General features: G+C 53.0%; 22 protein-coding genes. 5 read left to right on the forward strand and 17 right to left on the reverse strand.

Features of this window, described 5'->3' with window-relative positions:
* Positions 1-76 precede the first annotated feature (76 nt).
* From ACL2XJ_RS07305 to ACL2XJ_RS07345, 9 genes are all read right to left on the reverse strand, one after another.
* Complete coding sequence (locus ACL2XJ_RS07305; RefSeq protein ID WP_413726095.1) at positions 77-619, reverse strand: SIS domain-containing protein; 543 nt, start codon at positions 617-619, stop codon at positions 77-79.
* On the reverse strand, positions 619-1524 hold the full coding sequence (gene gnd, locus ACL2XJ_RS07310; RefSeq protein ID WP_413726096.1) for a phosphogluconate dehydrogenase (NAD(+)-dependent, decarboxylating): 906 nt from the start codon (positions 1522-1524) through the stop codon (positions 619-621). Before gnd ends, ACL2XJ_RS07305 begins: the two co-directional genes overlap by 1 nt.
* A 288-nt stretch (positions 1525-1812) precedes the next feature.
* The gene (locus tag ACL2XJ_RS07315; protein ID WP_413726097.1) at positions 1813-2760 is read right to left on the reverse strand and encodes a Gfo/Idh/MocA family protein; all 948 of its coding nucleotides are present in this window, start codon (positions 2758-2760) and stop codon (positions 1813-1815) included.
* 357 nt (positions 2761-3117) lie between these two features.
* A complete protein-coding gene (locus tag ACL2XJ_RS07320; RefSeq protein ID WP_413726098.1) occupies positions 3118-4272 on the reverse strand; it encodes a Fic family protein in 1155 nt (384 codons plus the stop codon).
* 200 nt (positions 4273-4472) lie between these two features.
* A complete protein-coding gene (locus ACL2XJ_RS07325) occupies positions 4473-5231 on the reverse strand; it encodes a transcriptional regulator NanR (RefSeq protein ID WP_165934198.1) in 759 nt (252 codons plus the stop codon).
* 110 nt (positions 5232-5341) lie between these two features.
* Positions 5342-6904, reverse strand: coding sequence for an MFS transporter (locus ACL2XJ_RS07330; RefSeq protein WP_413726099.1), 1563 nt, complete (start codon positions 6902-6904; stop codon positions 5342-5344).
* 114 nt (positions 6905-7018) lie between these two features.
* A complete protein-coding gene (gene nanA / locus ACL2XJ_RS07335) occupies positions 7019-7924 on the reverse strand; it encodes an N-acetylneuraminate lyase (RefSeq protein ID WP_413726863.1) in 906 nt (301 codons plus the stop codon).
* Positions 7925-8292: 368 nt separating this feature from the next.
* On the reverse strand, positions 8293-8706 hold the full coding sequence (locus tag ACL2XJ_RS07340) for a hypothetical protein (RefSeq protein ID WP_413726100.1): 414 nt from the start codon (positions 8704-8706) through the stop codon (positions 8293-8295).
* Entirely contained in the window at positions 8706-11219 is a 2514-nt protein-coding gene (locus tag ACL2XJ_RS07345; RefSeq protein ID WP_413726101.1) for a glycoside hydrolase family 19 protein, read from the reverse strand. The genes ACL2XJ_RS07340 and ACL2XJ_RS07345 overlap by 1 nt, the downstream gene beginning before the upstream one ends.
* Positions 11220-11885: 666 nt before the next feature.
* On the opposite strand from ACL2XJ_RS07345, the gene ACL2XJ_RS07350 reads away from it, so the two are divergent.
* On the forward strand, positions 11886-13181 hold the full coding sequence (locus ACL2XJ_RS07350; RefSeq protein ID WP_413726102.1) for an MFS transporter: 1296 nt from the start codon (positions 11886-11888) through the stop codon (positions 13179-13181).
* Between the two features lie 75 nt (positions 13182-13256).
* On the opposite strand, the gene ACL2XJ_RS07355 is transcribed toward ACL2XJ_RS07350, so the two are convergent.
* The 4 genes from ACL2XJ_RS07355 to ACL2XJ_RS07370 form a co-directional block, all read right to left on the reverse strand.
* A complete protein-coding gene (locus ACL2XJ_RS07355) occupies positions 13257-14852 on the reverse strand; it encodes a methyl-accepting chemotaxis protein (RefSeq protein ID WP_413726103.1) in 1596 nt (531 codons plus the stop codon).
* Positions 14853-14964: 112 nt separating this feature from the next.
* Positions 14965-15492 carry a DUF4865 family protein gene (locus ACL2XJ_RS07360; protein WP_413726104.1) on the reverse strand — a complete coding sequence of 176 codons (528 nt, stop codon included), beginning with the start codon at positions 15490-15492 and terminating at the stop codon, positions 14965-14967.
* Complete coding sequence (locus ACL2XJ_RS07365; protein ID WP_413726105.1) at positions 15489-15878, reverse strand: tautomerase family protein; 390 nt, start codon at positions 15876-15878, stop codon at positions 15489-15491. Before ACL2XJ_RS07365 ends, ACL2XJ_RS07360 begins: the two co-directional genes overlap by 4 nt.
* A complete protein-coding gene (locus ACL2XJ_RS07370; RefSeq protein ID WP_413726106.1) occupies positions 15878-16186 on the reverse strand; it encodes a carboxymuconolactone decarboxylase family protein in 309 nt (102 codons plus the stop codon). The genes ACL2XJ_RS07365 and ACL2XJ_RS07370 overlap by 1 nt, the downstream gene beginning before the upstream one ends.
* A gap of 101 nt (positions 16187-16287) precedes the next feature.
* Between ACL2XJ_RS07370 and ACL2XJ_RS07375 the strand changes: the two genes are divergently transcribed.
* Positions 16288-17184, forward strand: coding sequence for a LysR substrate-binding domain-containing protein (locus tag ACL2XJ_RS07375; protein ID WP_413726107.1), 897 nt, complete (start codon positions 16288-16290; stop codon positions 17182-17184).
* A 112-nt stretch (positions 17185-17296) separates the two neighbouring features.
* Here the strand turns inward: ACL2XJ_RS07375 and ACL2XJ_RS07380 are convergent, their stop codons facing one another.
* From ACL2XJ_RS07380 to ACL2XJ_RS07395, 4 genes are all read right to left on the reverse strand, one after another.
* The gene (locus tag ACL2XJ_RS07380; RefSeq protein WP_413726108.1) at positions 17297-18484 is read right to left on the reverse strand and encodes an alpha/beta hydrolase; all 1188 of its coding nucleotides are present in this window, start codon (positions 18482-18484) and stop codon (positions 17297-17299) included.
* Positions 18485-18773: 289 nt separating this feature from the next.
* On the reverse strand, positions 18774-19685 hold the full coding sequence (locus tag ACL2XJ_RS07385) for a LysR family transcriptional regulator (RefSeq protein ID WP_132924210.1): 912 nt from the start codon (positions 19683-19685) through the stop codon (positions 18774-18776).
* A 117-nt stretch (positions 19686-19802) separates the two neighbouring features.
* Positions 19803-20531 carry an ABC transporter ATP-binding protein gene (locus ACL2XJ_RS07390; RefSeq protein ID WP_413726109.1) on the reverse strand — a complete coding sequence of 243 codons (729 nt, stop codon included), beginning with the start codon at positions 20529-20531 and terminating at the stop codon, positions 19803-19805.
* Between the two features lie 2 nt (positions 20532-20533).
* Positions 20534-21313, reverse strand: a complete 780-nt coding sequence (locus tag ACL2XJ_RS07395) for an ABC transporter permease (RefSeq protein ID WP_413726110.1) — start codon at positions 21311-21313, stop codon at positions 20534-20536.
* Between the two features lie 527 nt (positions 21314-21840).
* Here ACL2XJ_RS07395 and ACL2XJ_RS07400 point away from each other — a divergent pair.
* Genes ACL2XJ_RS07400 through ACL2XJ_RS07410 form a run of 3 tightly spaced genes read left to right on the forward strand, consistent with a single transcriptional unit; the run spans position 21841 to position 24753 of the window.
* Complete coding sequence (locus tag ACL2XJ_RS07400; protein WP_413726111.1) at positions 21841-22737, forward strand: glycosyltransferase family 2 protein; 897 nt, start codon at positions 21841-21843, stop codon at positions 22735-22737.
* A 4-nt stretch (positions 22738-22741) separates the two neighbouring features.
* On the forward strand, positions 22742-23818 hold the full coding sequence (gene rfbB / locus ACL2XJ_RS07405; RefSeq protein WP_413726112.1) for a dTDP-glucose 4,6-dehydratase: 1077 nt from the start codon (positions 22742-22744) through the stop codon (positions 23816-23818).
* Positions 23815-24753, forward strand: coding sequence for a rhamnosyltransferase (locus tag ACL2XJ_RS07410; protein ID WP_413726113.1), 939 nt, complete (start codon positions 23815-23817; stop codon positions 24751-24753). Before rfbB ends, ACL2XJ_RS07410 begins: the two co-directional genes overlap by 4 nt.
* The last annotated feature ends 75 nt before the right edge of the window (positions 24754-24828 follow it).

Below are 24828 nucleotides of genomic sequence, written 5' to 3' on the forward strand. Positions count from 1 at the left end.
TCCTGATATTGTTTTTTTGCAGACAGCTCCCTGAATTACATTCAGGGATAGGGTTGGTAAAACATTCAATTATTATTTATTGCAAATTGGCATGCCGTTTATCGAGGTCAGCATCCTGCTGGCCGCGCAAATGTTGAATACGCCATGCAATGGCGTCACCGGCTATCAATAGAGATTGCTCGAATAAAGAACCTGCATGTTGTTCGGTTGCCACCTCGGTACGGGACGGTATTTGAATATGAATATCCGCATCCACCTCTGGCGCCGGGGCTGAACTGATTAACACCACTTTCGCCCCAGCCTTGCGGGCCGCCGCTATATGGGAAAGCGTTACGGTGGTTTTCGCCGATGAGGAGACCGCCACTAATAATTCATTTTTTTCGATGGCGGGCGTGTTGCTCTCTCCGGCGACATATACCTGAATGCCGATATGCATCAGGCGTATGGCGATGGCTTTTACCATCAGGCCCGAGCGCCCCTGCCCGCTAAAAAAAACTCTGGGTGTTTGATGAATACTATCCGCCAGCCGATTCAGCCGTTCGCCATCCAGAGCATTTCTGATTTGGTCGAGTTCTGAAATAACGGTCAAAATTCTTTCCTTCGCATCATAGGCGGCCATTATTTTTCCTCACTCTTTTTAACCGCATGACCGCCAATAACCCCGCGCAGGGCGGCAATGCTTTTGATAGTCGGGGAATCATCCTGCTGCGAACGAAACCTTGCCTGCAGCGCGGCGCTGATGGTGGGCGTAGGAACCCGCAGCCGGATGGCTTCTTCAACCGTCCAGCGCCCCATGCCGGAATCGGCGGCGTACCCTTTCACCCCCTTAAGGGAAACATCAGGCGTTAATGCCTCGATGAGTTTTTCCAAAAGATGGGAACGTATTGAGCAGCCGTTTTGCCACGCCTCCATGGTGGCCAAGACATCGACCTCAATGTCCGAGGCCGCCAAAAGCTCATACCCTTCACCGTAAGCCTGCATCAAGGCATACTCGACGCCGTTATGGACCGCTTTGGTGAAATGGCCCGCGGCGCTGTTGCCGACCCGGGCCCAAGCGCCTTTTGCGGCCAGCGCCTCAAACAGCGGCGAAAGATAGGCGAATACCTGTTCGTTGGCCCCCACCAGTAAACCGCAGCCTTCCCTTGCGCCCTGCGTCCCGCCGCTGACGCCGGCATCAACAAAAATAATGCCTTTTTCGCCCAGGCTGCGGCCGCGGCGAAGGGTATCCCTAAAATCGGAATTACCGCCGTCAACGACAATATCCCCTTCGCCGAGAAGCGGCTTCAGTGTGGAGATAACCTGCTCGGTGGCGTTGCCCGGCGGCGTCATTACCCATAAAGTACGGGGAAGCGGCAACAGACCGATGGCTTCTTCAATACTGGGACAGACGGTAATGTTATGGTTTTTCGCTTCTTCCAGCGCCACAGGATCCTTATCCACCGCCACCACCTCATGACCGGCGTTGTTCAAACGCCGCACCATGGCCCCGCCCATTTTGCCCAAACCAATAAAACCGAGTTTCATAACCCATCCCTTTTTCATTACCCTCAAGATTATTTTGACGTTACTCTGATGTTGCCTTTAAAGTAAAGAAGTAAATAAATTTCAGCATTGTTTACATTTCTGTAAATAAATATCAAAAAGGCAATCCTCAGGATTGCCAATATTAAATTGAGATCAATGTCTCATTATTCAGGATTGATTTTTAGAGCAATAAAATGAAATTAAAATAAAAGGTGATGGCGGGGATATATATTTCACTTGTTGTTTACAGAGTCATGGCAACCGCATGCACACATGACTCACTCTTTATCAGCCTTGCATATCTTTTCTGATCATATCCATGACTTTCAAATTCATGATACTTTCGTCCAAGGATAACAGCGGCGCGGAAGGGTCAAGCACGGCATCGGAAAAGTGGGTGATTTCCGCCTTGTAACGGTCCGATTCCGCTACCGGAATGGCTCGCACGCCCTCGGCCTGATGCAGATAGACCTCGCCCGCGTCATCCAGAAAGGTATTATCGATCCGCAGCATTCCCTTGGTGCCGATAATTTCCGCATAGATCCGGGAAAAAGCGTTAAATCCGCAATGTATATTGGCAATCAAGCCATCATCATACTGCAACAAGGCCGATAGATTGGTATCCACGCCCTGCTCCGTTTCCACCAGGGCCTTACAGCGCAGCGGCAGTCGTCCGGTCACCATGCCGACAAAATTGACCGGGTAACAACCGACATCATAAAGCGCGCCGCCGCCGAGTTCCGGCTTGGCTTTGATGGTATTCGGCCGGTCCAGCAGGAAGCGGAACGAGGCATTGATATGGCGCAGGTCGCCCAAGGCTCCGCTGTCCAGTATCTCCTTCACCACCTGCATGCGATCGGTATAGCGGTACATAAACGCTTCCATCAAAATACGCTGTTGCGCTTGGGCCGCCTGGTGCATCTCTTGCGCTTCGGCGGCGGTGAGCCCCAGGGGTTTTTCACACAGCACATGCTTGCCTGCCTTCAGCGCCTTAATCACCCAGTCTTTATGCAAAGAATTCGGCAACGGAATATACACTGCCTGGATGTCATCATCGGCCAAGAGAGCCTCATAACTGTCATAAGTCCGTTCCCATTCTTTGGCGGGCAATTCCCCGGCGTTGCGCGAGGCTACCCCGAGCAGACGGGCATTAGACGCCCTGCCTATGGCCGGGATAACGGAAAGTCTTGCTATACGGGCATAGCCTAGCACACCCCAATTTACGATATCAGACATCTGATTTCCCTCACATGCTAAATGATATTTTATTGATAAATAATGAATTAAAAAATTATTCCGAACACCGCTTCTGCAGGCCGGCGCGACAGCGCCCATGATAGTTCAAACATATGACTAATGGTGTGACAGCTTTTACAGATTTATTGTACCAATAAAAATATTTATCATATAGGTGGAGGCTTTTAGGGAGCGCCGTCGCCTTTTACAACGCTGCGAGGTGCTGAGACTGGCTATAACCGGCTACACGCTGCCAACCTGGTGTTCGGACTGGTAAATTAATAAGCAAGCCTCCAATCTGACTTCACCTCACGAAGGAGATCCAAAGGCCCATCCATCACGGCCAGGGGACAGTAATCAATCTTTATTGAGAATCTCCAGATATTTCAAATAGGCATAGACACGATGCCGTTTATGACCCGTAATCTCGGCGATTAAATGCTGTTCCTTTTCCAAAACGGTTAATACCTTACCTGTTGTGGCGGCGGTCAACCCTGTTCGCTCAACCAGCTTGCTGATGCTGGCGATAGGGTACTCGAAGAACGCATCCAAAATCAGTTTAGCTGACCCCGACAAACGGCCGAGTCCGGATAATAAAGCCTTATGCTCAATATGCAGTAGATTAAGCTCTTTGGTCATTTCAACAGCCTGAGTCGCTGTAGCGGCAACAGCATCGACAAAAAACAATAACCATGCCTCCCAATCACCGGTTATTCTTGTCTGCTGCAAACGATCATAATAGTTATGGCGGTGCTTTTTGAAAAACACAGATAAATAGAGCAACGGCTGCTGCAAGACCTTAGCTTCCACCAGAATTAACGGTATCAGCAAACGGCCCAAACGGCCATTACCATCCATAAAGGGATGTATGGTTTCAAATTGAGCATGGACCAAAGCGGCTTTGACCAAAGGATCGGTTGCCTCGGGCTGATCATTGATAAATTTTTCCAACTCGCTCCAACATTCGCCCAAAGCATGGCCCGGCGGAGGAACAAAAGCGGCCTCATCGGCCCTATGGCCGCCAATCCAAACTTGATTTTGCCTGAATTCGCCTGGGCCGCGGCTGATGCCTCGTCCGGAGGTCATGAGGGCCCGATGCATCTCTACGAGCAAACGAAATGTAATCGGATAGCCCTCATTGATACGCTGGACGCCCAGATAAAGTGCATTCACATAACAAGATACCTCCTGCACATCATCCATGGGTACGCCTGGAGAGCCTTTCATCTCAAACAGCATCAGGTCGTTTAAGGAAGATTGAGTCCCTTCAATTTGCGAGGACATAACGGCTTCTTTACGCACATAACTATAGAGAAAAAGCTTGGTATCAGGCAACAACATGCCGATAGCGTCCAGGCGGCCCAGTGCGCGATTGGCATCATTGATCCTTTTTTGCAATTTGCTATCGATTTGCAACGCCGGCGAGGGCGGCAGCGCATGGGGAATAAATGCTTGACAGCTGATGCTGCCCGCTATGCTGGGAACATAACGGCCGGTTAGTCCGCGTTGCATAGGGTCTCCTGGACGAAGTTAAAATTAGAGTCTCCCTTATTTTAACTTAAGCCTTAACTTAAAATAATAGCATTCGTTATTTTAACTTGGTCCTTAACTTAAAATAAGATGATGTCTTATTTTAGTTTCACTCATGAATTATAACTTTGGAAATTAAATGCCGATTTGACGCGGTCACCGTAAACCGCAAGGTTATGCTCTCAGGTTCTAGCGTAATAGGCGGCCAATACGCTGCTTAAATGATCTTGCAGCGCTTTTTCCGCGCCGTCCGCATCGTGGCGACGGATGGCTTCGTAAAGCGTTACGTGCTGCTCATAGCTGCGGCTATTATGCCGAATAATCTCTTCCGGCTCGGTCAGTCCCACCCGCATGGCGATAAGCCAGTCCAGCAGCGCGTGATGGATGGTCAAAAAAAGCGGATTGCCGGGAATGGAGGCCAGCACGCGGTGAAACGCCACATCGGTGCGCACAAACAGCATATTATCCGCCAGCGCCCGGCTGTTGGCCTCCAGCGCCTGCTTTAGTTTGCTTATCTGCGCGTCGGTGGCGTGAACCGCGGCATGGCGTACCAGGCTGGACTCGAAAAACATACGCAACTGCTCGAAATGCTTGATACCGCCCGGCTGGGTAAGGAAGTCCTTGGCCATACCGGAGAGTTCGCTTATCACGGTATCGGCGGACGGACGGCTCACCCTAGCCCGCTCGCCATTGCTAATCTGCACCAGGCCCTTGCGCTTAAGGGCCGCCAGCGCTTCGCGCACAGATGGCCGGCCCACATGGAAAAAATCCATCAGTTCCCGTTCGGAGGGCAATTGATCGCCTTCGACAAATTCGCCGCGACGAATCATGAACTCCAGTTCTTCCTCAACCATATCCGAAAGCTTCTTGCGCTTTACCGGACGGCTTTGCATAAAGGGAACCTGGTTGTCAGCGGTGGATTGCTTATTCAGACTTGTCATGGGCCTTTCCATTGAACGGATACCAGGGTCAAGGATAACCTATTATACCATCGCGCTACCACCAGGGACCGGCCGCATTTATTCAAATGCGTTGCGCTCGGATTCCTGCCTCAGGATCGTTTTTCCGACGCGCCCGCCAGCAGCTGTGCATTTTGCTGCAAAGCCGCGCTGTTCGCCCTGTGCCGCCGGCGTTGTTCTTTTTCATGCCTGCGCCATTCGTCCCGGGGCATGGCGCCGCTGAACGGCAATCCGTCCACCGTGTCGAATTTAAGCAGCGCCTGTGGACGCAGCCAGCGCTGCAACCGGGACGGCATATCAAAGCCGATAAGCAGCAGCGTCACGAAGGTCAGGCCGAATGACAACGAAGCCAGCGCCGTACCCAGATCCAGCCGCTGGGAAATAGCCGCTCCGAGCACCGGCGCCAGGGCGCCGCCCAGCGCGCCCACGTTGTAGGTGAATCCTAGCCCCGCAGCCCGCTGATGAGTATCGAAGTAGCCGCCCACCAGTTTGGGCAGCAGGCCGGAGATCCCCTGCCCCAGCATTTGCTGGAAAAATAGCAGCGCACCCAGAGCCACCAGATTGGATGAGGTCATGGCGAATACCGGGATGATAAGCAGTTGCGACAAAAACAGGCTATACACATACGCTTTGCGCGTGCCGAGCCAGTCGCCGATAAAGCCGGCCAGGCAGCACCCCACCGCGGCGCCGAAGCCGCTGAAAAACAGAATATGGGCCACCAGGGTGGGATTGAGGCCCAGCTCGGTTTTAAGATAGGTGGGCAGCAGCGCCTGAATAGGCCAGGAGTAAAGAAAGGCGCTGAACACCACCAGCATCAGCATCACCCCGGTAGGCCAGCGATCGCCGCTGCTTTGCACCATAAAACTGATGAAGACGGCGGCGCAGGCGATGCCAAGAAACGCCGCCACCGCCGCCGGGCCGGCATGACCGGAGAAACAAAGATACAGCATGGCGATAACCGCCGCCGTGGCGATGGCATTCCAAACCCGATGCCTGCCGCGGTAAAGGATATCAATCATCGTCTGTTTATGCCCATGCTGGGTTTTCTGCGCTTGCCATTCCAACGTTTCCGGAATGCTGCGGCGTAGCCAGAGGGCGAAAATAATCGGGACGATACCGATGAAGAACAGCATCCGCCAGCCCCAGATGGGTATGATCACGCTGTAAATCTGCGCCGCAGCCACCGCGCCGATGGCAAAGCCGGAGATGAGAAAGCCGCTGGCCTTATTACGCAAGTGCTGCGGCCAAATTTCGATGACATAGGTCGAGCTGGCGCCATATTCCCCCGCCATGCCCATGCCGATGATCACCCGTGCGACGAAGAGAAAGGTATAGCCGGGCGCCAGTCCGCACGCCAGCGTCCCCAGTGAAAACAGCAGGATGCTGGTGACCATGGCCATACGACGGCCGTATTTATCCCCCAGCGCCCCCAGTATCAGCCCGCCGAACCAGCGAGAAATAAACGCGGCGCTGATAAGGGTAGCGGCCTGCACCGTAGTTAAACCGAAATCCTGTTTGACTTCGGTGAGTACCAGGGCCATCAGGACAAAATCAAAACCATCCAGGGCATAGCCGATCCAGGCCGCGGCGAAGGCTTTCCATTGCGGTAGCGATAGCTGACGATACCAGGGTAGGGTCACAGAGGGTTGACGCATGATAATCTCCTACACTTTGCAGTGCATGTTTATCAGGCCCGGCCGCAACGGAACCGGGAGTCGGCACATAAGGTAAAATAAACCGGTCCCGCTCGCGCGGGCCGGCAGTTTTTTCTAGTTTTTATGTTGTTGAAATTCCGCCTGCAACTCCCTTGCGATACGTTTCAATTCAGGCAGATGATTTTCTTGCACCGGTGAAAAAGGCTTGCGGCACGCGGCGAAGCGAATAACACCCCATTCCTGGAGGATGGTTTTCAGGCCGCCGAACACGCCCGTTTTTACCAGAACGTCGATCACCTGGTTGCATGAGGACTGTATCCGACGCGCCAGGTCGATATCCCTGTTTGCCAAAGCACGCAGGATGCCTTGGTAGCGCCAGCCCATGACGTTATAGGTACTGCCAATGCCGCCCTGGGCGCCCGCCATCTGGCCGGACAGGAAAATTTCGTCATATCCGTTGTAAAGAATTTTATCGGGATAGGCCCGATGGATCTGTTCAAGCTGATAAAAGTCGCCGGAAGTATGTTTGAGTGCGGCCACGTTCGGCAGCGACAACAGTTCGCCGAGCTCTTCCATCCCGAGCTTCACGCCGCTCATTGCCGGGATATTGTAGATAATCATCGGCTTGCCCTGGGCGGCGGCGATAATGTCACTGTAATGAGCACGTAGTTCGGGAAAAGTGAATGGATAATAAAACGGTGTCACCGCTGACACCGCGTCATAACCATACTCCGCCGCCGCTTCCGCCAGGGCGCAGCTTTCGGCGGTGCTGATGCCGCCTATATGGGCCACCAGCGCCAGCTTGCCTTTTGCTTCTTCTGCCACGATGCGCAGTACCTCCCGCCGCTCGGCGCTGTTTTGCAGCAGCGCCTCTGCGGTGGAACCGCCCACATAAAGCCCATCAACGCCTTGTTGTATGTTATGGCGCACCAGGCTGCGCAGGCTTGCCTCATCAATGCGGAATTGTTCATCGTAGGGGGTCAGCAATGCGGTAATAACGCCGGTTAATGCAGTTTTCATCATTCCTCCGGAGAGTTCTTTGATTGGAATAACTATATACCTTGATACCTTTTATACCAGTTAAAGAAAAGCAATCTCTAGAGTGAATACGCGTTTTGTGATGAGGATCCTGGTTCTGCCATCATCGCCGCTTATCGGTCAGATACGCGATAATGATAAAGGAATGCCATATCGATCGGTAACGATCGCTATCACTGGGAAATGAGCTAGACAGCTGGCTAAGCATTTAAATTATCATATGTGGTATATAGCTTTATTAAGTATTTACCCGAAGAAGCCCGGTGCTTTTTTGCTAATGATCTGTTACCTACAACAATGAATTTTTAGCGGCCTAAAGAGATCGAGTCGATACTTATAAAAAGACTACCTTATTTCCAAATACAATCATTGCCATCGAACGCATCATCATTTTGTATGAAATTCATCACATTTTCATTTTTAGCATTGGAATAATTCAAATAAGAAAAAATTGCACCTTGATGCACCGCCTTAAATTTACCCGCGACACCACCATTAATTACTGCTAGCCATGTAGTTGTAGTTTCTGATGGACGATCAACATCCAATGTCTCACATTCACTTTTGATAGGTACTATCGTTATGGCTGAAGACGAATTTTTATATATAATATAACCGCCCATCCATTTGTTATCCGTTAACAGTGCAAGTTTTAAGTTTACTCGTCCATCTGTCGAGGTAAAACAACGAACATCCTTTGAGATTTCAGATGAAAAGCACGTCCACGAAACTAATAACAAAAATAATAAGAATGCTCTTAACATCAATTAATCTCATTTAATTTATTTATCTTTTCATCAAGAAAGCTGGATAAATTTTCGCCAATAATTCCGTACCATTTTCTTTCTTTTTCTTTTTGTGTCAACGGATTTGTTTCTATTAAATACTTAGCTCTAAGATATCCTTTCAATGCTTCATTATTATTTTTTGAAGTTCCAGTCCTTCTGGATTGAGGGTCATGCCAAATTCCCCAGGCCAGGGATCCTAACTTACCGTTATAAATATCACTCTCCTCAAAAGTATAATGCTCGTTCTTATACAATTTTATTAAATGTGAAGCTTTGAGAGACTCGAGACCTTTTTTAAAAAAAGACAAACGGTCATTATAACCGTTAAATCCTCCATTGACAGTCAGGGTGATCTTATTAAAATCGTCTAAGTCAGCAAACACTGCTGCTTTTGTATGAATTTTACTAAACCAGGCTGCAGACGTTACGCTATGCGGTAGAGACATGAGCTTATCTCGATTGGTGCTTGTTGAAAAAACATCCTCATTGATATATTTTGCATATGCTTTATAATTTGTTTCAAGCGTTATTTGGATCAGTCCCCGACCATACCATGGGCTATAACTCGCTGATTCCCCGGCAATCTCTTTTGTATAGATTAGTCCGCCACTTTCATGGAAAATTTGTGCTAACAAATGAGTCTTACCTATACACGTATTAATTCCAAATAATGAAAATGCTTCATTAAATGCTTGCAAATTAATTTCTAATAAAGTTACTTTTATATTAGGTGCCATTGCACACAGCTCTTCAAGAGTGATATCCCTGTTACAGGCACAAGTATTGGCATCACTCTTAGATATCGCCTCCAAAAACGTCACCGGATGCAAATGCCACAGCGCCTCGCTGCTGCGTATCTCCGGCACGTCCTTCATCCATACCAGCGCATCTATAAACTGCCGGTTGTAAAGCGCCAGGGCCGGCTGATGTTTGCCCTGCTCATCCAGCGCCGCCCGCCACAGCGCCGACATTCCGTCATGCAGCCATTCGCTGTGGTGCTTTACAATAAGACGCTGAACTTGCTTGAGAATATGTGATTGCCGGTTGTGCAGAAACTGCCACAGTCTTTTACTGAATTTTTCCCCATCGCTTTCGAACTCCATCTCCTTGAGCAGCCGCTGGTAGCCCTCGATGTAGGTTAACGAATACATATCGCGGGTGTTCTGTTGCGCCAGCTCGGCGAGCCGCTGAAATCCCTGCCGCAGCCAGCCCTCTCGGGGCGTTTGTCGCACGGTCCGCGGCGGCTCATCCTGCTCCAGCAGGATAAATCCGCGCTTTGCCAGGTCAAACTGATTGACTACGGTCACGTCGCTCTCGGCCAGCCAGGACTGCTCCGCCGGTATCTCATACCACGCGCTATCCCCGGACTTTTGCCAGCGGGTTTTGCTTCGTGGAGTGAAGCGGTCTTCGCCGGTGAGTACCGGGTCGTCGCCGATGACGGACGCCACAAAGGTATTATCCCGCTCCCGGTGGAAATAGCGCGGCTTGCCACGGGGGGAATGAATAAAGGGCTCCCCGGCGGTAACCCCGGCCCGGTTGGCCACAAAATCCGGCAGCCGGCTGTCCTGGCTGAACACCTCAAGATGGCAGAAATGATGCGGGGCGCTGTGGGGCGATTCCAGATAGCCGAGGTGGCCGATAATCTCGCCGGCGCTGACCGGCAGCACGTTGTCGCCGGCCAGGGCGACCACCTCGTTGAATACGCCTTTTTGACGGGCCGCTTTCATCCAGCGGGGAAGCGCGCCGGCGCCGCCCCGGCGTTTAAGATACTTCTCCTGCCCCGATATCCAGCCGCTCTCTCCCACCGCCAGCCCGGCGGATACCCCCTCGGGCACGGACATGACCCGCACGTACACAAACGGCACGGCCCGGCGGTCCAGCAGAAAGGTCGCCTCCTCCAGGATTTCCACCGTGCTGAGCCGAGGCAACTGCGTGTAGGTATCCCGCGGGGCCGGGTAACGGTTTTGCACATCGTAACAGGTCCGCGCCTGCGCCCCGTCGCCGCCGGGCAGTCCCTGCCGCACCCAGCCCGGCGCGGGATTGTCCCGGCGGACCTTAAGCGCCGTGGCGACCACCTCGCCGATGACGGTGTCGCTCGCGCCGTACACCGACAGCGGCGCCAGCTGCATCCACAGGGTATAAAAATCCAGCCCGTGCGCCGGTCTGGCCTTATCGGGCACGCAGGTGGATTTCACCAGAATAAACGTCGTGCTGAATTTCAGGGCGCGTTTGTTGTGGGCGGCGGCGCGGTAATCGTCGTTGAGCCGGTAGGCCACGATATGGCCGTCGGTCATGCTTTTCAGGCCGTGACCGGCCGGGCCGTCGGGACGGTAAATTGCCCCGGGGACGAAGCTGTCGAAAAGATGGAGGCCGCCGTGCCAATGGCCCTGCGATTTGAGCAGCCAAAAGGCATCGCCCTGGGTGCCCTGCAGGGCCGACATAAATTCGCTTGCCGATGAATACCCATCCGTGGGCAAAACCATTTTCATCCGTGATCCCTTGTTATATTTCAGGATTCCATTCCCTATGGCAGCATTGATCGCTTTGGAGCGATTTGCAGCCACTACGCCAACGCTGCTTGTCCGTAAATTCAGAACGCGATACAACACGTTGAGTTTATTGATAAAAGCGTGGTGAGACAGCGACTTTTAGCATGGGTAGCGGGGGTGTTTCTTGCAAAAATCGCTCTTAACGGGCGGTCGCAGAGAAATATGCGATCCATGTAACATAAAAAGAATAATGATGTTAACAATGTGTTTTTATCATGAAATATTGTCGACAATATTCAATATTCAATCGCACTGCTTAAGGGAGAGTTCACCAGCGGCACAGGAACTGAGCTCTCGCAGAGAAACGCCCGAGCGGTGTAGAGACTTAAGCAATGCGTTTTTTTGTCATTTTCCGGCTGTACTCGTAAGGAACCGGGACGGTGAATGGCATGTTGCGGCGGCTTCTCCGGCGGTTATCCCACCATGGGAATAGACGCTCGGGGCGCCCCTTATCAGGCATCGTGGTCGGGGCGAACACCGACACGGAGGCCTTTACATGCGAGCCGATGGGGGATTGAACAGCCTCTTACCGGCAATGATCACCTGCAAAGCTTGTCGGCGGACGGTTGCCGCCAGGCTGCTACCCGTTTGACGGAGAGTATGACAATGAAATTGATAATGTTCCGGGGAGCGACGGGCAGAGTCTTTATGTTGATTTGCCTGATGTATTTTATTGAATATATCGATCGGGTGAATATCTCTATCGCTGCGCCGCTGCTCAAAACCGAGATGCATCTGTCCAACACGCAGTTGGGGCTTGTCCTTTCCGCTTTTGGTTACTGTTACGCTATTTTCCAGATCATCAACGGCTACATGGGCGATAAAATCGGTCCGCGTCGCATGTTGGCTCTGTCAGGCCTTTTTTGGGCGGCGGGAACGCTGGCCACCGGGCTGTCCGGCGGCCTTATTGCGCTGTTCTTCAGCCGCATGCTGGTAGGGTTGGGTGAAGCGGGAACCATTCCCAACGCCACGCGGGCTATGGGGAACTGGGTGCCGGTGGCGCGCCGCGGATTTGCGCAAGGCTTTACCCATTCGTCGGCACGCGCAGCGGCGGCGATAACGCCGCCTATCATGGTGGCGTTGATTCCGTTGATTGGCTGGCGCGGCGCCTTTGTGGTGCTGGGATGTGCCAGCCTGATATGGGTGGCGCTGTGGTGCTTCTATTTCCGTAACGATCCACGTAAACATCCGAAGGTCACGGAGGATGAGATTGCCCTGTTACCCCCCTATTCAGGACCGGCTCATCGCACACCGGTTCCCTGGCTGGCGCTGACCCGGCGTATCCTGCCGGTAACGCTGGTGTTTTTCTGCCATGCCTGGACACTGTGGCTTTATCTCAGCTGGCTGCCGAGCTTTTTTGTCGGCGAGTACGGCATCAATTTGAAAACATCCGCGCTATTTACCTCGGGCGTGTTTATCGCCGGCGTTCTGGGCAATACCGCCGGCGGGCTGTTAACCGATGCGTGGTTTCAGCGGACCAAGAATATCAATGCGGCGCGACGTAATATCATTATTTTCGCCTTTTTGGGATCCTTGGCGTTTATGTCCTGCGTCCTGTTCATTCATCAGCAGAATGTGATTGCGCTGTGTCTGGCCGCATCGCTGTTTTTCCTGGAGCTGGCGGAGGGGCCTATCTGGGCGGTGCCGCTGGATGTGGCCCCCGCCTATGCCGGGGTGGCCAGCGGCTTTGTCAGCACCTCGGCGGGGATAGCGGGCGTTGTCTCTCCGCTGGCGTTTGGTTATATTAGCGATGTTACCGGCAGCTACCGGCTGCCGTTCATTATGTCCATTGCGCTGTTGTTATGCGGCGTGGTGCTTTCATTCTGGATCCGGCCGGACCGGCCGCTGCAACGTCTGGAAAAGCTTCCCCCGCAGATGAAATCCGCACGGGTTCATCAATAATTACGATAGGGCGGGATTTACCCGCCAAAAGCTTGTCCCGGATCCGCCATGCCTTAACGGCATGGCTACTCTCTATCAATAGCCGGAGGTCTCCGCTACCGGGGCTTTGGGCGCATCGATCAAATGCTGCCTGAACACGGTAACAGCCTGAAGGAGTTTTATGGTGCGATCCCGCAGACCATCGGTCACGGAGGTGGTTTCTCCCACCAATAGAGCATTTTGCTGCATGGCCTCATCGAGCTGGGCAACGGCAATATTCACCTGACCGATGCCTTCCGATTGTTCGGTGGTGGCCAGGCTGATTTCACTGATCATTGACGATACGCGGGTTACCTGGTTCACAATATCATGCATGACTTCACCAGCGTTATTCGCCAGTTGGCTGCCGGTGGCGATTTTTTCCACACTGTCATTAATCAAGTCTTTGATTTCTTTGGCGGCATTGGCGCTGCGCTGCGCCAATGACCGCACTTCGCCGGCGACTACCGCGAACCCCCGTCCTGTTTCACCGGCACGCGCCGCTTCAACGGCGGCATTCAGCGCCAAGATATTGGTTTGGAAGGCAATGCCGTCGATGACCGAAATGATCTCGCTGATTTTTTTGCTCGAGCTGGTAATGGTGGCCATGGTTTCCACCACCTGTCCCACCACCGCGCCGCCTTTACTCGCGGCTTCACTGGCGGATTTGGCCTGTTTACTGGCGTTATGGGCGGTATCGGCATTATTTTTCACCGTTGCCGTCATCTGTTCCATGGAGGCGGCGGTTTGTTCAAGGCTGGAGGCCGCATCTTCGCTGCGGGAACTCAGTTCGCCATTGCCCCTGGCTATGCCGTCCCCCGCATGCCGCAAGCCGGATATTTGCTCATTGACATCATCGGTAAATGACCGCAGATTCAATCCCGCCTGATTGATGGCACGCAAAATCATGCCTACTTCATCAACGCGATTTAGAGACATATTACTGTCAAATTGGCCGGCGGCGACGCTAAGCGCCTGTTTCAGCACGCGTTCAAGCGGTCGTGATACCAAAATTTCCATCCAGAGTGAAAGCAACAGGGACATACAAGCGGCCACTGCCACGGTCAGCCCTATTTCTTGCGCAGGAAGCGCCAATAGATAGGCGCTTATCAGGCTCAGGGGCACAATCGCCAATGCCCCGCAGCGAATGCGCCATCGCACCGACATGGTTTGCAGACAGGACATCCAGCCAAACAGCCCGCCGCGAAGGGCCAGCCCCTCGTGGAACTTGACGCCGCCGGTTTTACCCGCCGTAAAATTCCGATAAAACCGGTCCGTCTCCTCCACCTCTTTACGCGTTGGTTTGGTGCGAACCGACATATAACCGGTCAACTGGCCGTTGCGAATTATAGGAGTCACATTCGCCCGCACCCAATAATAATCGCCATTCTTGCGACGGTTTTTCACCAGCGCGGTCCATGAGCGGCCGGCCTGTATCGTTTTCCATAAATCGGCAAAGGCTTGGGAGGGCATGTCGGGATGGCGCACGATATTATGAGGCTGCCCCAGAAGTTCATTGGGTTGATAGCCGCTCGCCTGAATAAAGGCAGCATTGGCGTAGGTAATATGGCTCTGCGTATCCGTCACAGACATCAGGGTGGCGTCGTCTGGTAAAATATATTCGTTCTGGGTCACAGGCAGATTGCTACGCATGCTAAAAACCCTGCAATAAGAGGTGGGAAAAATAAAGCGATGGAATCTTATCGGCACCTATTGAACAAACTTTACCTGTTTAGCCTCGCCCTTGTTTAATTTATATCCTGCATCACACAGCGCGTGGTCCGGCGATATAGCCGATACGATAGCGATCCGGGAAGCCGGGTTCCTCCGGCCGGCTTGAGAAACGAGCGCGAAGCACACGCCAACGGCTGCAGTCCCAGGCCGTGAGCTCATTCCCGCCGCCCGGTTGCAACGCCTCCGTCAGAGTAGTGTAGGGTGTAATGATGTGGGTGGAGATCGTTGCGAAGAGGCAACCGTCAATGGCGGTCAGATCGGGCGAGGATATTACCGTCCAACACTCAATGACCGGCCAGCCAAAGTCGTGAATCAGCTTTTCAAAAGCGTCGCTTTGCAAAAAGCCGGTCATTGCCGTGCCGTCCCGCCATACATAGAGCGGCGCGTAGCGATTCTCTTTGCCGTCAGGGGACACTCCACCGCGACGGGCATACAGGTAGGTCTTGAATACCAGACCGGGATAATTATCCAGCCGGGCGCCATTATCATGGATGCGCTGTTCGATGATGGACATATCATAGTCAGCCGGCAGGGTGAAACGATATTGCATGGCAATCATACGCGCTCCGGGGAGTAAAGTTGGCCATTGCCGAAACACCAGTCTTCCGGCGAGTTAAAACGCACCACGATCATCACATCTTCCGGCCGGATGCCGGGGCTTTCTTCCAGTCGCTGCGTCAACAGCCGGTAGAAATTCGCCTTCTGAACGCGGCTTCGCGGGCGTCCGGCGGTGATGTGGAATTGCACCTGCAGTGGTGAACGGATGCCGGTGAGATAATGCGGATCGCTGATAAGACGCGATTCAGGCAGGCATTCTATGACCTGGAAACGATCGCCGTCCGGCACGTCAAAAGCGTCCACCAGCGTGCGGTGTAGCTGATTCGATAGCTGTGCCAGCCATGTCTCGCTGCGGCCTTCGGCCAAGATAATACGGGTAAAAGGCATCAGGATTCCTCCTCGGGCAAACAGGCCAGCGCAGTGGCGGCGGCCGGCCAACCGGCGTAAAAAGCCAGATGGGTTATCATCTCCACCAGTTCCTGTCGCGTCAGGCCATTCGCTAACCCATAGCGGAAATGCCACGCTAATTGCCGCTCGCGTCCCAAGGCAATCAGCGCCGCCAGCGTTGCCAGGCTGCGATCCCGCGGCGACAGCGGCGAACGTTGCCAGATATCGCCAAACAGTATCTGTTCGCTGAGCTCCGCCAGTCTGGGGGCCACACTGATCATCTGTTGCAATGCCGCGTTTTCTGCCATGGTTAACTCCATCAATTGTTGATGTAGCTATTGTGAAAGCAGGGCTTGATTTATAAAATCAAAACTATCAGCATTGACGATCCCATAAAACAGGACATTTAATGAAACGACCGGTCACACTGGATGGTGAAGCCCTGCGTTCGTTTGTGTCAGGCATCGAGGCAGGAAGCTTCGCCATCGCCGCGCAGCGCTTAAACCGTTCCACTTCCGCCGTCAGCGCACATCTGAAAAAACTCGAACAGCAATGCGGCACTGCATTAGTGGTTAGAACCGGCCGGCATCTGACGCTGACCCCCAGCGGCGAAGTCCTGCTGGGTTTTGCCCGCCGCCTGCTGACGCTCAATGATGAAGCCTATCAAGCGCTGTGCGGCATGACCTTGCAGGGAGAAGTGAGGTTCGGCATGCAGGAAGACTTTGGCGAAACGCTGTTGCCCGCGGTATTGGGAGATTTTTCACGTGCTCATGGGGATGTACAGATTGCCGCACGCATTGGACGCAATCAGGAGTTGAAACAAGGCATTAAGGAGCAGCGATTGGATCTGGCGCTGATTTGGCAGGATGAAGCCCCGCCAATGCCGGGTGAACTGTTGACCGAACTGCCGGTGCGCTGGTTATCTCATCCCCGTTTGGACGCCGCGGCCCTGATTGCCGGCGGGCGGCCATTACCGCTGGTGATGTTTGAGACGCCCTGCCTGTTCCGCAAACGGGCGATAGAAGCGTTGGATCGCGCAGCCATTCCCTGGCGGGTGGTATTCGAAAGCCGCAGCCTCGGAGGCATCTGGGCGGCGGTAACGGCCGGGCTGGGCCTGACGTTACGTACCTTGATGGGCAAACCCGCTGAACTTAACGCCCTTCCCCATCCGTTGCTGCCGGATGCCGGTTCGTTAGGAGTAGCGCTGCTGCAATCGGACATTGCGCTGAGCCCCGCCGCAGAGCGGTTACGGGACATTATCCAACAGGCCCTGCTTGTGCATCACGCCCGCCTGGGCGGCGGATAAGCTCAAGGGGACCTTCCCGGTCCCCTTGGCTACTCTACTATCATCAAAAAATCTAATTATTATTCACAATGGCCGAAGATATCCTCGAAGAACAGCATTCTTGAACGGCTTTTCAATGAATGTTTTTGCTCATCCAGGTATCTACGAACTTGGCGGCTTGCAGGTTATTTTTCTCCAGCATGATGAAATGGCCGTTGCCGTTTATTCCTACGCTCGGCAGGCGAATAAAATCGTTTTTGACCCCCGCTTGCGCCAGGTATTTTGAAGTGCACAGGTCAAAGGGGACATGGTATGACGCCGCGCTGCCCACCATCAGGATAGGGACCTGAGCCAGAGCGGCCAGTTTACGAACCGGCTCTGCCTGCAGCCAGCAGGGGGCAATATCCGGCTTATCTGATTTTGTCTGCTCCACGGGCTTAAGGTCTGAGGTATCGACAAGAGGCGGATCATAGGTTAACTGAGTCTGCGTCAGGCCATAAGGCCGGGCTATTTTGTTGCCGTATTTGAACCACCCGGGCGCACCGGTATCCTTGATATTGTAAAAAGGCGGTCCGCTGGACTCGATGGCGATCACCCCTTTGACGCTCTTCGGGCGATCGTTCGCGATACCCCAGCCGATGGGGCCGGATTGTGAGTGGGTCAGCAGGATGACCGGTCCTATCTTATCAATCAGCGCATCGGCGGCGGCCCGGTTGAGCGTCTCGTTTTGCTGAAGATTGGTCATGTCCTCCATCTGCGAAGCGTAGAATTGATCGAAGGTCGCATCACCCGGCTTGCCCTCTCCCGGCCACTGGGTATGTTCCTTGGCTTGGGGATAAAGGGCCGTATCCTGCTGGCGGGAAAACCATTGGATGGAGTAGCTGGTATCGGGCTTGCGGGTCGGTCCGTAAGCATCGGGGAAATAGCCGGAACGTCCGCGCCCCACTTGATCCACCACGTATACCGCATAACCGCGGCTCAAGAAATAGGTTGCCCAGCCCTCGCGGCCGTCGGGCGTTTCATAATAGCCTTCACCCGTTTGCCCGCCGCCGTGAATCATTAACAACGGATAGGGGTGCGTTTGTTTAGCGGGAATCTGGTATTGCACATACATTTGCCCCGACATGCGCTGCCCCTTGCTTGTCGGCGTATATTTACCGACGACAAAAAAATTACCCTGGCTGGCAATGGAAATCGGCCCCCCTTCGATAGGCGCTGAATGGATGGCTTTCGCGGGTTCTTGCGCTGACGTGCTGGTGAGCGTTGCTCCATAAAAAACGGCGGTTATGCAGAGACATCCTAAAATATCCGGACCTTTCATCGTCGCTTACCTTCTTGTTGAGTAGGTTATTTTCACTACCGCTACCCCGGCTACTATTTCGACATCGACGGCTTAACCTGAAAAGTAGTCAATAATTTCCACATAGCAGAAAATATTTATTTACTACAGACATCACTGCGAGATATAAGAGATATTGAAGTCAGCGTCAAGAACAGCCGCCGTTTTACTATCGACAATGTGATGCAGGAATCTTTTTCGCTGGTTTTACGACCACGCGGATATATCAGCCATTGCCGGGAAGGGAGTAAAGCAGAGCAACGCCAACGGTTTATCGGGCTAAGGGCAAGCGGAGAACGTCGGCAAGATGATCGAGGATGACCCGCGTTTTGGGCGGCATACGGTGGCCAACGGGAATCAGGGCATGCACCGGCGCACCCTCGACGTCGGCTGCAGGCAGAACGTGATGCAGTGCCCCGGAGAGAACATAGGGTTGGGCAACCCTGTTGAACAGCTGGGCAATGCCCAGGCCGTTGATGGCGGCATCAACCATCGCCCCGCCATCGGACAGAATCATCGCGGGATCAGGGGAAAGGTCCATTGTTTGACCACCGTCCCATAGGGTCCATGGGCGCAGGCGGCCAGAGATGGTGCGAAACATGATAGCTTGCTGGTTGCACAACTGCTTCACTGACATGATGGGGTCGCGCTCTGCCAAATAAGCGGCTGACGCATACAATCCGAGACGGAGATCGCAAAGCTTGCGCACGGTCATCTCGCCCTCGGCGGGAAGATGCCCGATGCGAACCACGATATCCCATCCTTCCCCCACGGCGTCCACATGGCGATCGTCCAGGGTGAACTCCAGGGTAATTTTCGGGTAGCGTTTTTGGATGACGGTAAAGGTGGGTAATAACAGCCTGCCCAGACCCACCGGAACATTCAGACGCACCCGCCCGGCGGGATCTTCATGGCGCGCCGCCAGCAATACTTCCGCCTCGCTTAACCCTTCCAGCGCGGTCCGCGCCGCTTGCAGATAGATTTCCCCATCTTCCGTCAGACGGACTACCCGGGTAGTGCGCTGGAACAGACTGGTGCCGAGCCGGCGCTCCAGACGCTGCACCGCCTTGCCGACGTTTGATTTACTGGTGCCCAGCTGTTCGGCCGCGCGGGTAAAGCTGGCGTTCTGCGCCACCACGATGAACGTGGCGATATCCAGCATGGCGGGTGGAGATTGGACCATGGTTCTATCCAAAGCGACATTACGCGGTCAGTACGGTGGAATGTCGCCAGAGTGTAGATCAACGAGAGACTGTACGTCACGCCCCTCTTGCTTAAGCCATCCCTGCCGAAGCACTTTTCAACCGGCTCCGATATGCCTGATATCGTCTTCCTCGATAGTGCCATGATCCAGTCGGAAAACGCGGTTGCATAACCGTCTGATTAAATTATGATCGTGGGACGCAAATACAAATATATCCGTCCCGGCAATCCAATCGTGCATCCGCGTCTCCGCCTTTTTCTGGAAGGAAGCGTCGCCGGTAGCGAACATTTCGTCAATCAGCAGGATTTCCGGCCTGACGGATGTCGCTACCGAGAACATTAGCCGCATTGTCATGCCTGAAGAATAGGTCCGCACCGGCAGGACCAGGAAATCGCCTAACTCGCTGAAATCTTCGATATCGGGTATTTTTGCCTTGGCCGCCGAAACGGAATGCCCCATCAGCAACAGCATGCGCATGATATTTTCGTAACCCGAGAGTTCAGGGTCCATACCGGCGCCCAGTTCAAAAACCGTGGAGACCGACCCTGTCCGGATGATGCTTCCCGAGGTGGCGCCGTATATCCCGGCCATGGTACGCAATAAGGTACTTTTGCCGGCGCCGTTATGCCCGATCAGTCCGACGGCGTCCCCGTTGCCTAAAGCAAAACTGACATGATCCAGGGCAGTGACGGTCACGATGGCGTTGCCGCTGCTGCCAATGCATCCTCCTGAGCCGATCCTGACCAATTGATTGCGCAACGATTGCGAATGGGCGTTATAAATGGGATAGGTCACCGTGACATCATCAAAAATAAGGGCCGCCATGGTTATATCCAAAATGCCAGACGGGGAGCATGGCGGTTGAAAAACAGCAGCGTCGCCGTCCAGCCCCCTATGGCCATGATAATTACCGTTTGGTAAACAAAACCGGCGGGGACAGTGCCAAATATCGGATCGCGCACCAACGTGACAAAATAGGTAAAGGGATTCAGCCAGATAATGGCCTGGCTGACACCCCCATGACCGGCCTTGTAAATGACGGGGGTCAGGAAGAACACAATGGGCATCAGGGATTGCACTATCTGCTCCACATCACGAAAGCGGGCACCGATAAGGCCAAGCAATACCGAGATCCATAACAGATTAAGCACCACCAGGCCGAAACCGATGACGCTCAATAAATTTACCCAGCTCAATGATTGAGGATAAACCATCAAAACACCTACCAGCACCAGTAGATTATGGCCAAGAGAAATACATTGACGGGCAATCAGCTGAATGGGGTGGATAAAAAAAGGCAACTGCAAGTTGCGGATAATCTGCGACTGACGAACAAAAACGCCGGTACTCTCGGTGACGGTCCCGGAGATAAATTGCCACAGCAGCAATCCCACGGTTAACGAAGGAATAAACTGGCTGCGATCCTGATGCAGCAGCTGGCTCCAGACCAGGCCCAGGCCCACGACGCCAATCGCCGCTCCCAGCGTCAGCCAGAGCGGCCCGAGCATGCTTCTCTTGTACCGCGCTTTGGTATCGCTATAGGCCAAATGAGAAACGAGCGGCAGATGGCGAACGCTTTTTATTAAATCATTTATTGCAAAATACATTGCCGCAGCTAATCCTACATGAGATATCTATTTCCAGTCATAGTTATAGTCTGGCATGAATCATGAAATGCATTGCTTTTCCATGGCGGAAAGAAAATAAATTCAAAACGGTTCCCTTCCGGAGAGAGTGTAACGCCAGTTTAATAAAAAACACCAGGGTTTACTTTGGGCAGGATGTTATTTACTTTTTGCCTATTAACCTGGAAAAGCCTCTTAGACATCTGCTTCACTTCTGGAAGATACAAAATAACTAAATTACTGTTAATAACATATTTAACACATAAAGTAGAAATAACGTATTAATGCCCTCGCAACCCTGACTTCTTGAACTAACATAACCAACTGATATATTCCCTTCATCGTACATGACGATATTTCCATCTAAGCGCTTTGTTTCATCATTATTCCACCTTCGATTATAACTTTATGGATCAATGACTCAAACATACTCAAAGAAATATCAAACAGGAGCATTGATGGATATGGTGTACCAGCAAGATCGATTAACACTTAAGGTTGCCATTTTGATGGGTACTTATAATGCCCAACGATTTTTGGCAAGGCAATTGGATTCCATCGCGGCGCAAAGCTGGCAGGAGTGGTCGATCTGGATCTCCGATGATGGTTCCCGCGATGAGAGTTTGTCCATCATCTCTGCCTTCCGGCAAAAATGGGGGGCGAAACGGCTGGTGCTGTTGGCGGGTCCGCAAAGAGGATTTGCCGAAAACTTTATGTCCCTGGTATGCAATCCGGCCATCAAAGCGGATTATTATGCCTATGCCGATCAGGACGATATATGGGAGGCGGATAAGCTCAGCCGCGCCCTTGATATTTTGCGCAAAAATGGGCAAGGGTTACCCGCCATGTATTGTTCGAGGACAAGATTAATCGACGAGTTCGACCGTGAGCTGGGCTTATCTCCCTTATTTACCAAGCAGCCGAGCTTTGCCAATGCCTTAACGCAAAGTCTTGGCGGCGGAAATACCATGATATTTAATCAGTCGGCCCGGGAGCTTCTGCTTGAGGCCGGGCGAGTGACCGTTATTTCCCATGATTGGTGGACCTATATGGTTGTCACCGGCTGCGGCGGCTGCGCTATTTATGATGAATATCCATCGGTGCGTTACCGTCAGCATTCGAATAATTTAGTGGGTACCAATACAGGCTGGCGCAATAACATGACGCGGATTCGCCGGCTATGGCGGGGTGAATTCAGAAAATGGATTGATTGTAATATATTAGCCTTACAGCATATCAGCAAACATTTGAATCGGGAAAATGCCCGACTATTACACCAATTTATGGTGGCCCGCGGCATTTGGCTATTGCCGAGGCTGGTGGTCCTCAAGCAGACAGGTATTTACCGGCAAACGTGGCTTGGAAATCTGGGTTTGATATTTGCCGCTATTTTTAAAAAGGTTTGAAGATATGAGCATAATGGTAACCGGCGGCGCCGGGTTTATCGGCAGTAATTTTGTACTGGATTGGTTAGCGTTATCGAATGAGCCGGTGATTAACCTGGATAAGCTGACCTATGCTGGAAACAGGGGAAATCTGGCGACGCTGATTCACGATCCCCGCCATACCTTGGTTCAAGGGGATATCGGTGACGCATTGCTATTGGCCAGCCTGCTGGAAAAATTCCGGCCGCGCTGCGTAATCCATTTCGCGGCGGAAAGCCATGTCGATCGATCTATTTTAAATCCCGGCGATTTTATTCAAACCAATGTGGTAGGCACTTTTCATTTGCTGGAGGCGGTGCGGAAATACTGGATGTCCGGCGGCGACGCCTTGAAAGCCGGCTTTCGCTTTTTACATGTCTCAACGGATGAAGTCTATGGCTCCCTGGACAACGTAGCGCCGGCTTTTCGCGAAACGGACAGATACGAGCCCAACAGCCCCTATTCCGCCAGCAAGGCCGCAAGCGATCATCTGGTGCGCAGCTATTTCCATACCTACGGCCTGCCGGTGATAACCACCCACTGTTCCAACAATTATGGTCCGTACCAATTCCCGGAAAAATTGATTCCGCTGATTATCCATAACGCATTAACGGGCAAAACCCTGCCCCTGTATGGCGACGGCCGGCAGGTAAGAGACTGGTTATATGTGAAGGATCACTGCGCCGCCCTTCGCTGCGTACTGGCGGCCGGCGAAGTGGGGCAAACCTATAATATCGGCGGTTGGAATGAAAAAACCAATATCGAGGTCGTGCAGACTTTGTGCCTGATCCTGGATCGGTTATGCCCTCCGGCCAGGGGGAAATCCTATGCCGGGCAAATCGCCCATATACAGGATAGACCGGGGCACGATCGCCGGTATGCGCTGAATGCCTCCAAGCTTGAAAACCGATTGGGCTGGAAACCGGTGGAAACCTTCGAGACGGGAATGGATAAAACGGTGCGCTGGTATCTGGAGCACCGGTCCTGGGTGGAGAATGTCACCAGCGGTAGCTATCTGCGCTGGGTTGAAAAACAGTATCAGGGAAAAGAGGCTTTGCCATGACCGCGGCATCGTACCGTATTTGTGCGGTTATCGTCACCTATGAGCCTGATTTACCGCTATTTGCCGACGTAATAGCCGCCATAAGCGGACAGGTGCAGGAAGTCATCATCGTCGATAACGGGTCTGCGGCATGTTGCCGCGCCGCGCTGGGTGAAATCGTCCGGGTTTCAGCGCATCGGCATCTTCTCCTGCATGAAGATAACCAAGGCATCGCCGCCGGCCAAAATCGCGGTATCACCCTGTCCCGTGCGTGGGGATGTACCCATACGCTGCTGCTAGATCAAGACAGCATCCCCGCCGCCGATATGGTTCGGCAATTATTGATGGTGGAGTCCGGTCTGCTGGCGCGCGGCATCAAGGTGGGAGCCGTTGGCGCCACGGCGGTCGACCGGCGGACTTCCACCCGGGCCGGGTTCGTGCGCAAACGGGGGATGCTGATTCACCGCTGCACTCCCCCTCCGCGGGAAGAGCATATCGAGACCGATTTTCTCATTTCATCCGGAACCCTGATCCGCACCGCCGTTTTCAAAGATACCGGCCTGTTGAACGACGGCTATTTTATCGATCATGTCGATACGGAATGGTGCTTTCGGGCGACCCATAAGGGCTATCGTCTTTTTGGTTCGAAGAAAGCGCTGTTAAGCCATTGCCTCGGCGAGACCGTCATCAAAATATGGTTTGCCCGCTGGCGCGAGGTCCCGCAGCATAACCCGCTGAGAAATTATTATACGTTCAGAAATACCATCAGGATGATTTACCATACCCCCATGAGCGCCTCCTGGCGTCTCGCCCATTGCTACCGCCTGGCGATGTTCTTTACCTTTTGCCTCATCGCCGGCAAGCCGAGGTTATTGCGTCTGAAAATGATGCTCCTCGGTTTGGCCCACGGCGTTAAAGGCGTGCAGGGCATCTTTACCCCTGACAGAAGAACATGATCCGCACGGCAGGGCCGCTTGCTGACAAAGCGCCAGGCCCGGACAGGCCGGGCCTTTATGTCAACATCCCCCGGC

It is taken from the genome of Sodalis sp. RH16, from assembly GCF_047324245.1.
GTDB classification, from domain to species: domain Bacteria; phylum Pseudomonadota; class Gammaproteobacteria; order Enterobacterales; family Enterobacteriaceae; genus Acerihabitans; species Acerihabitans ligni.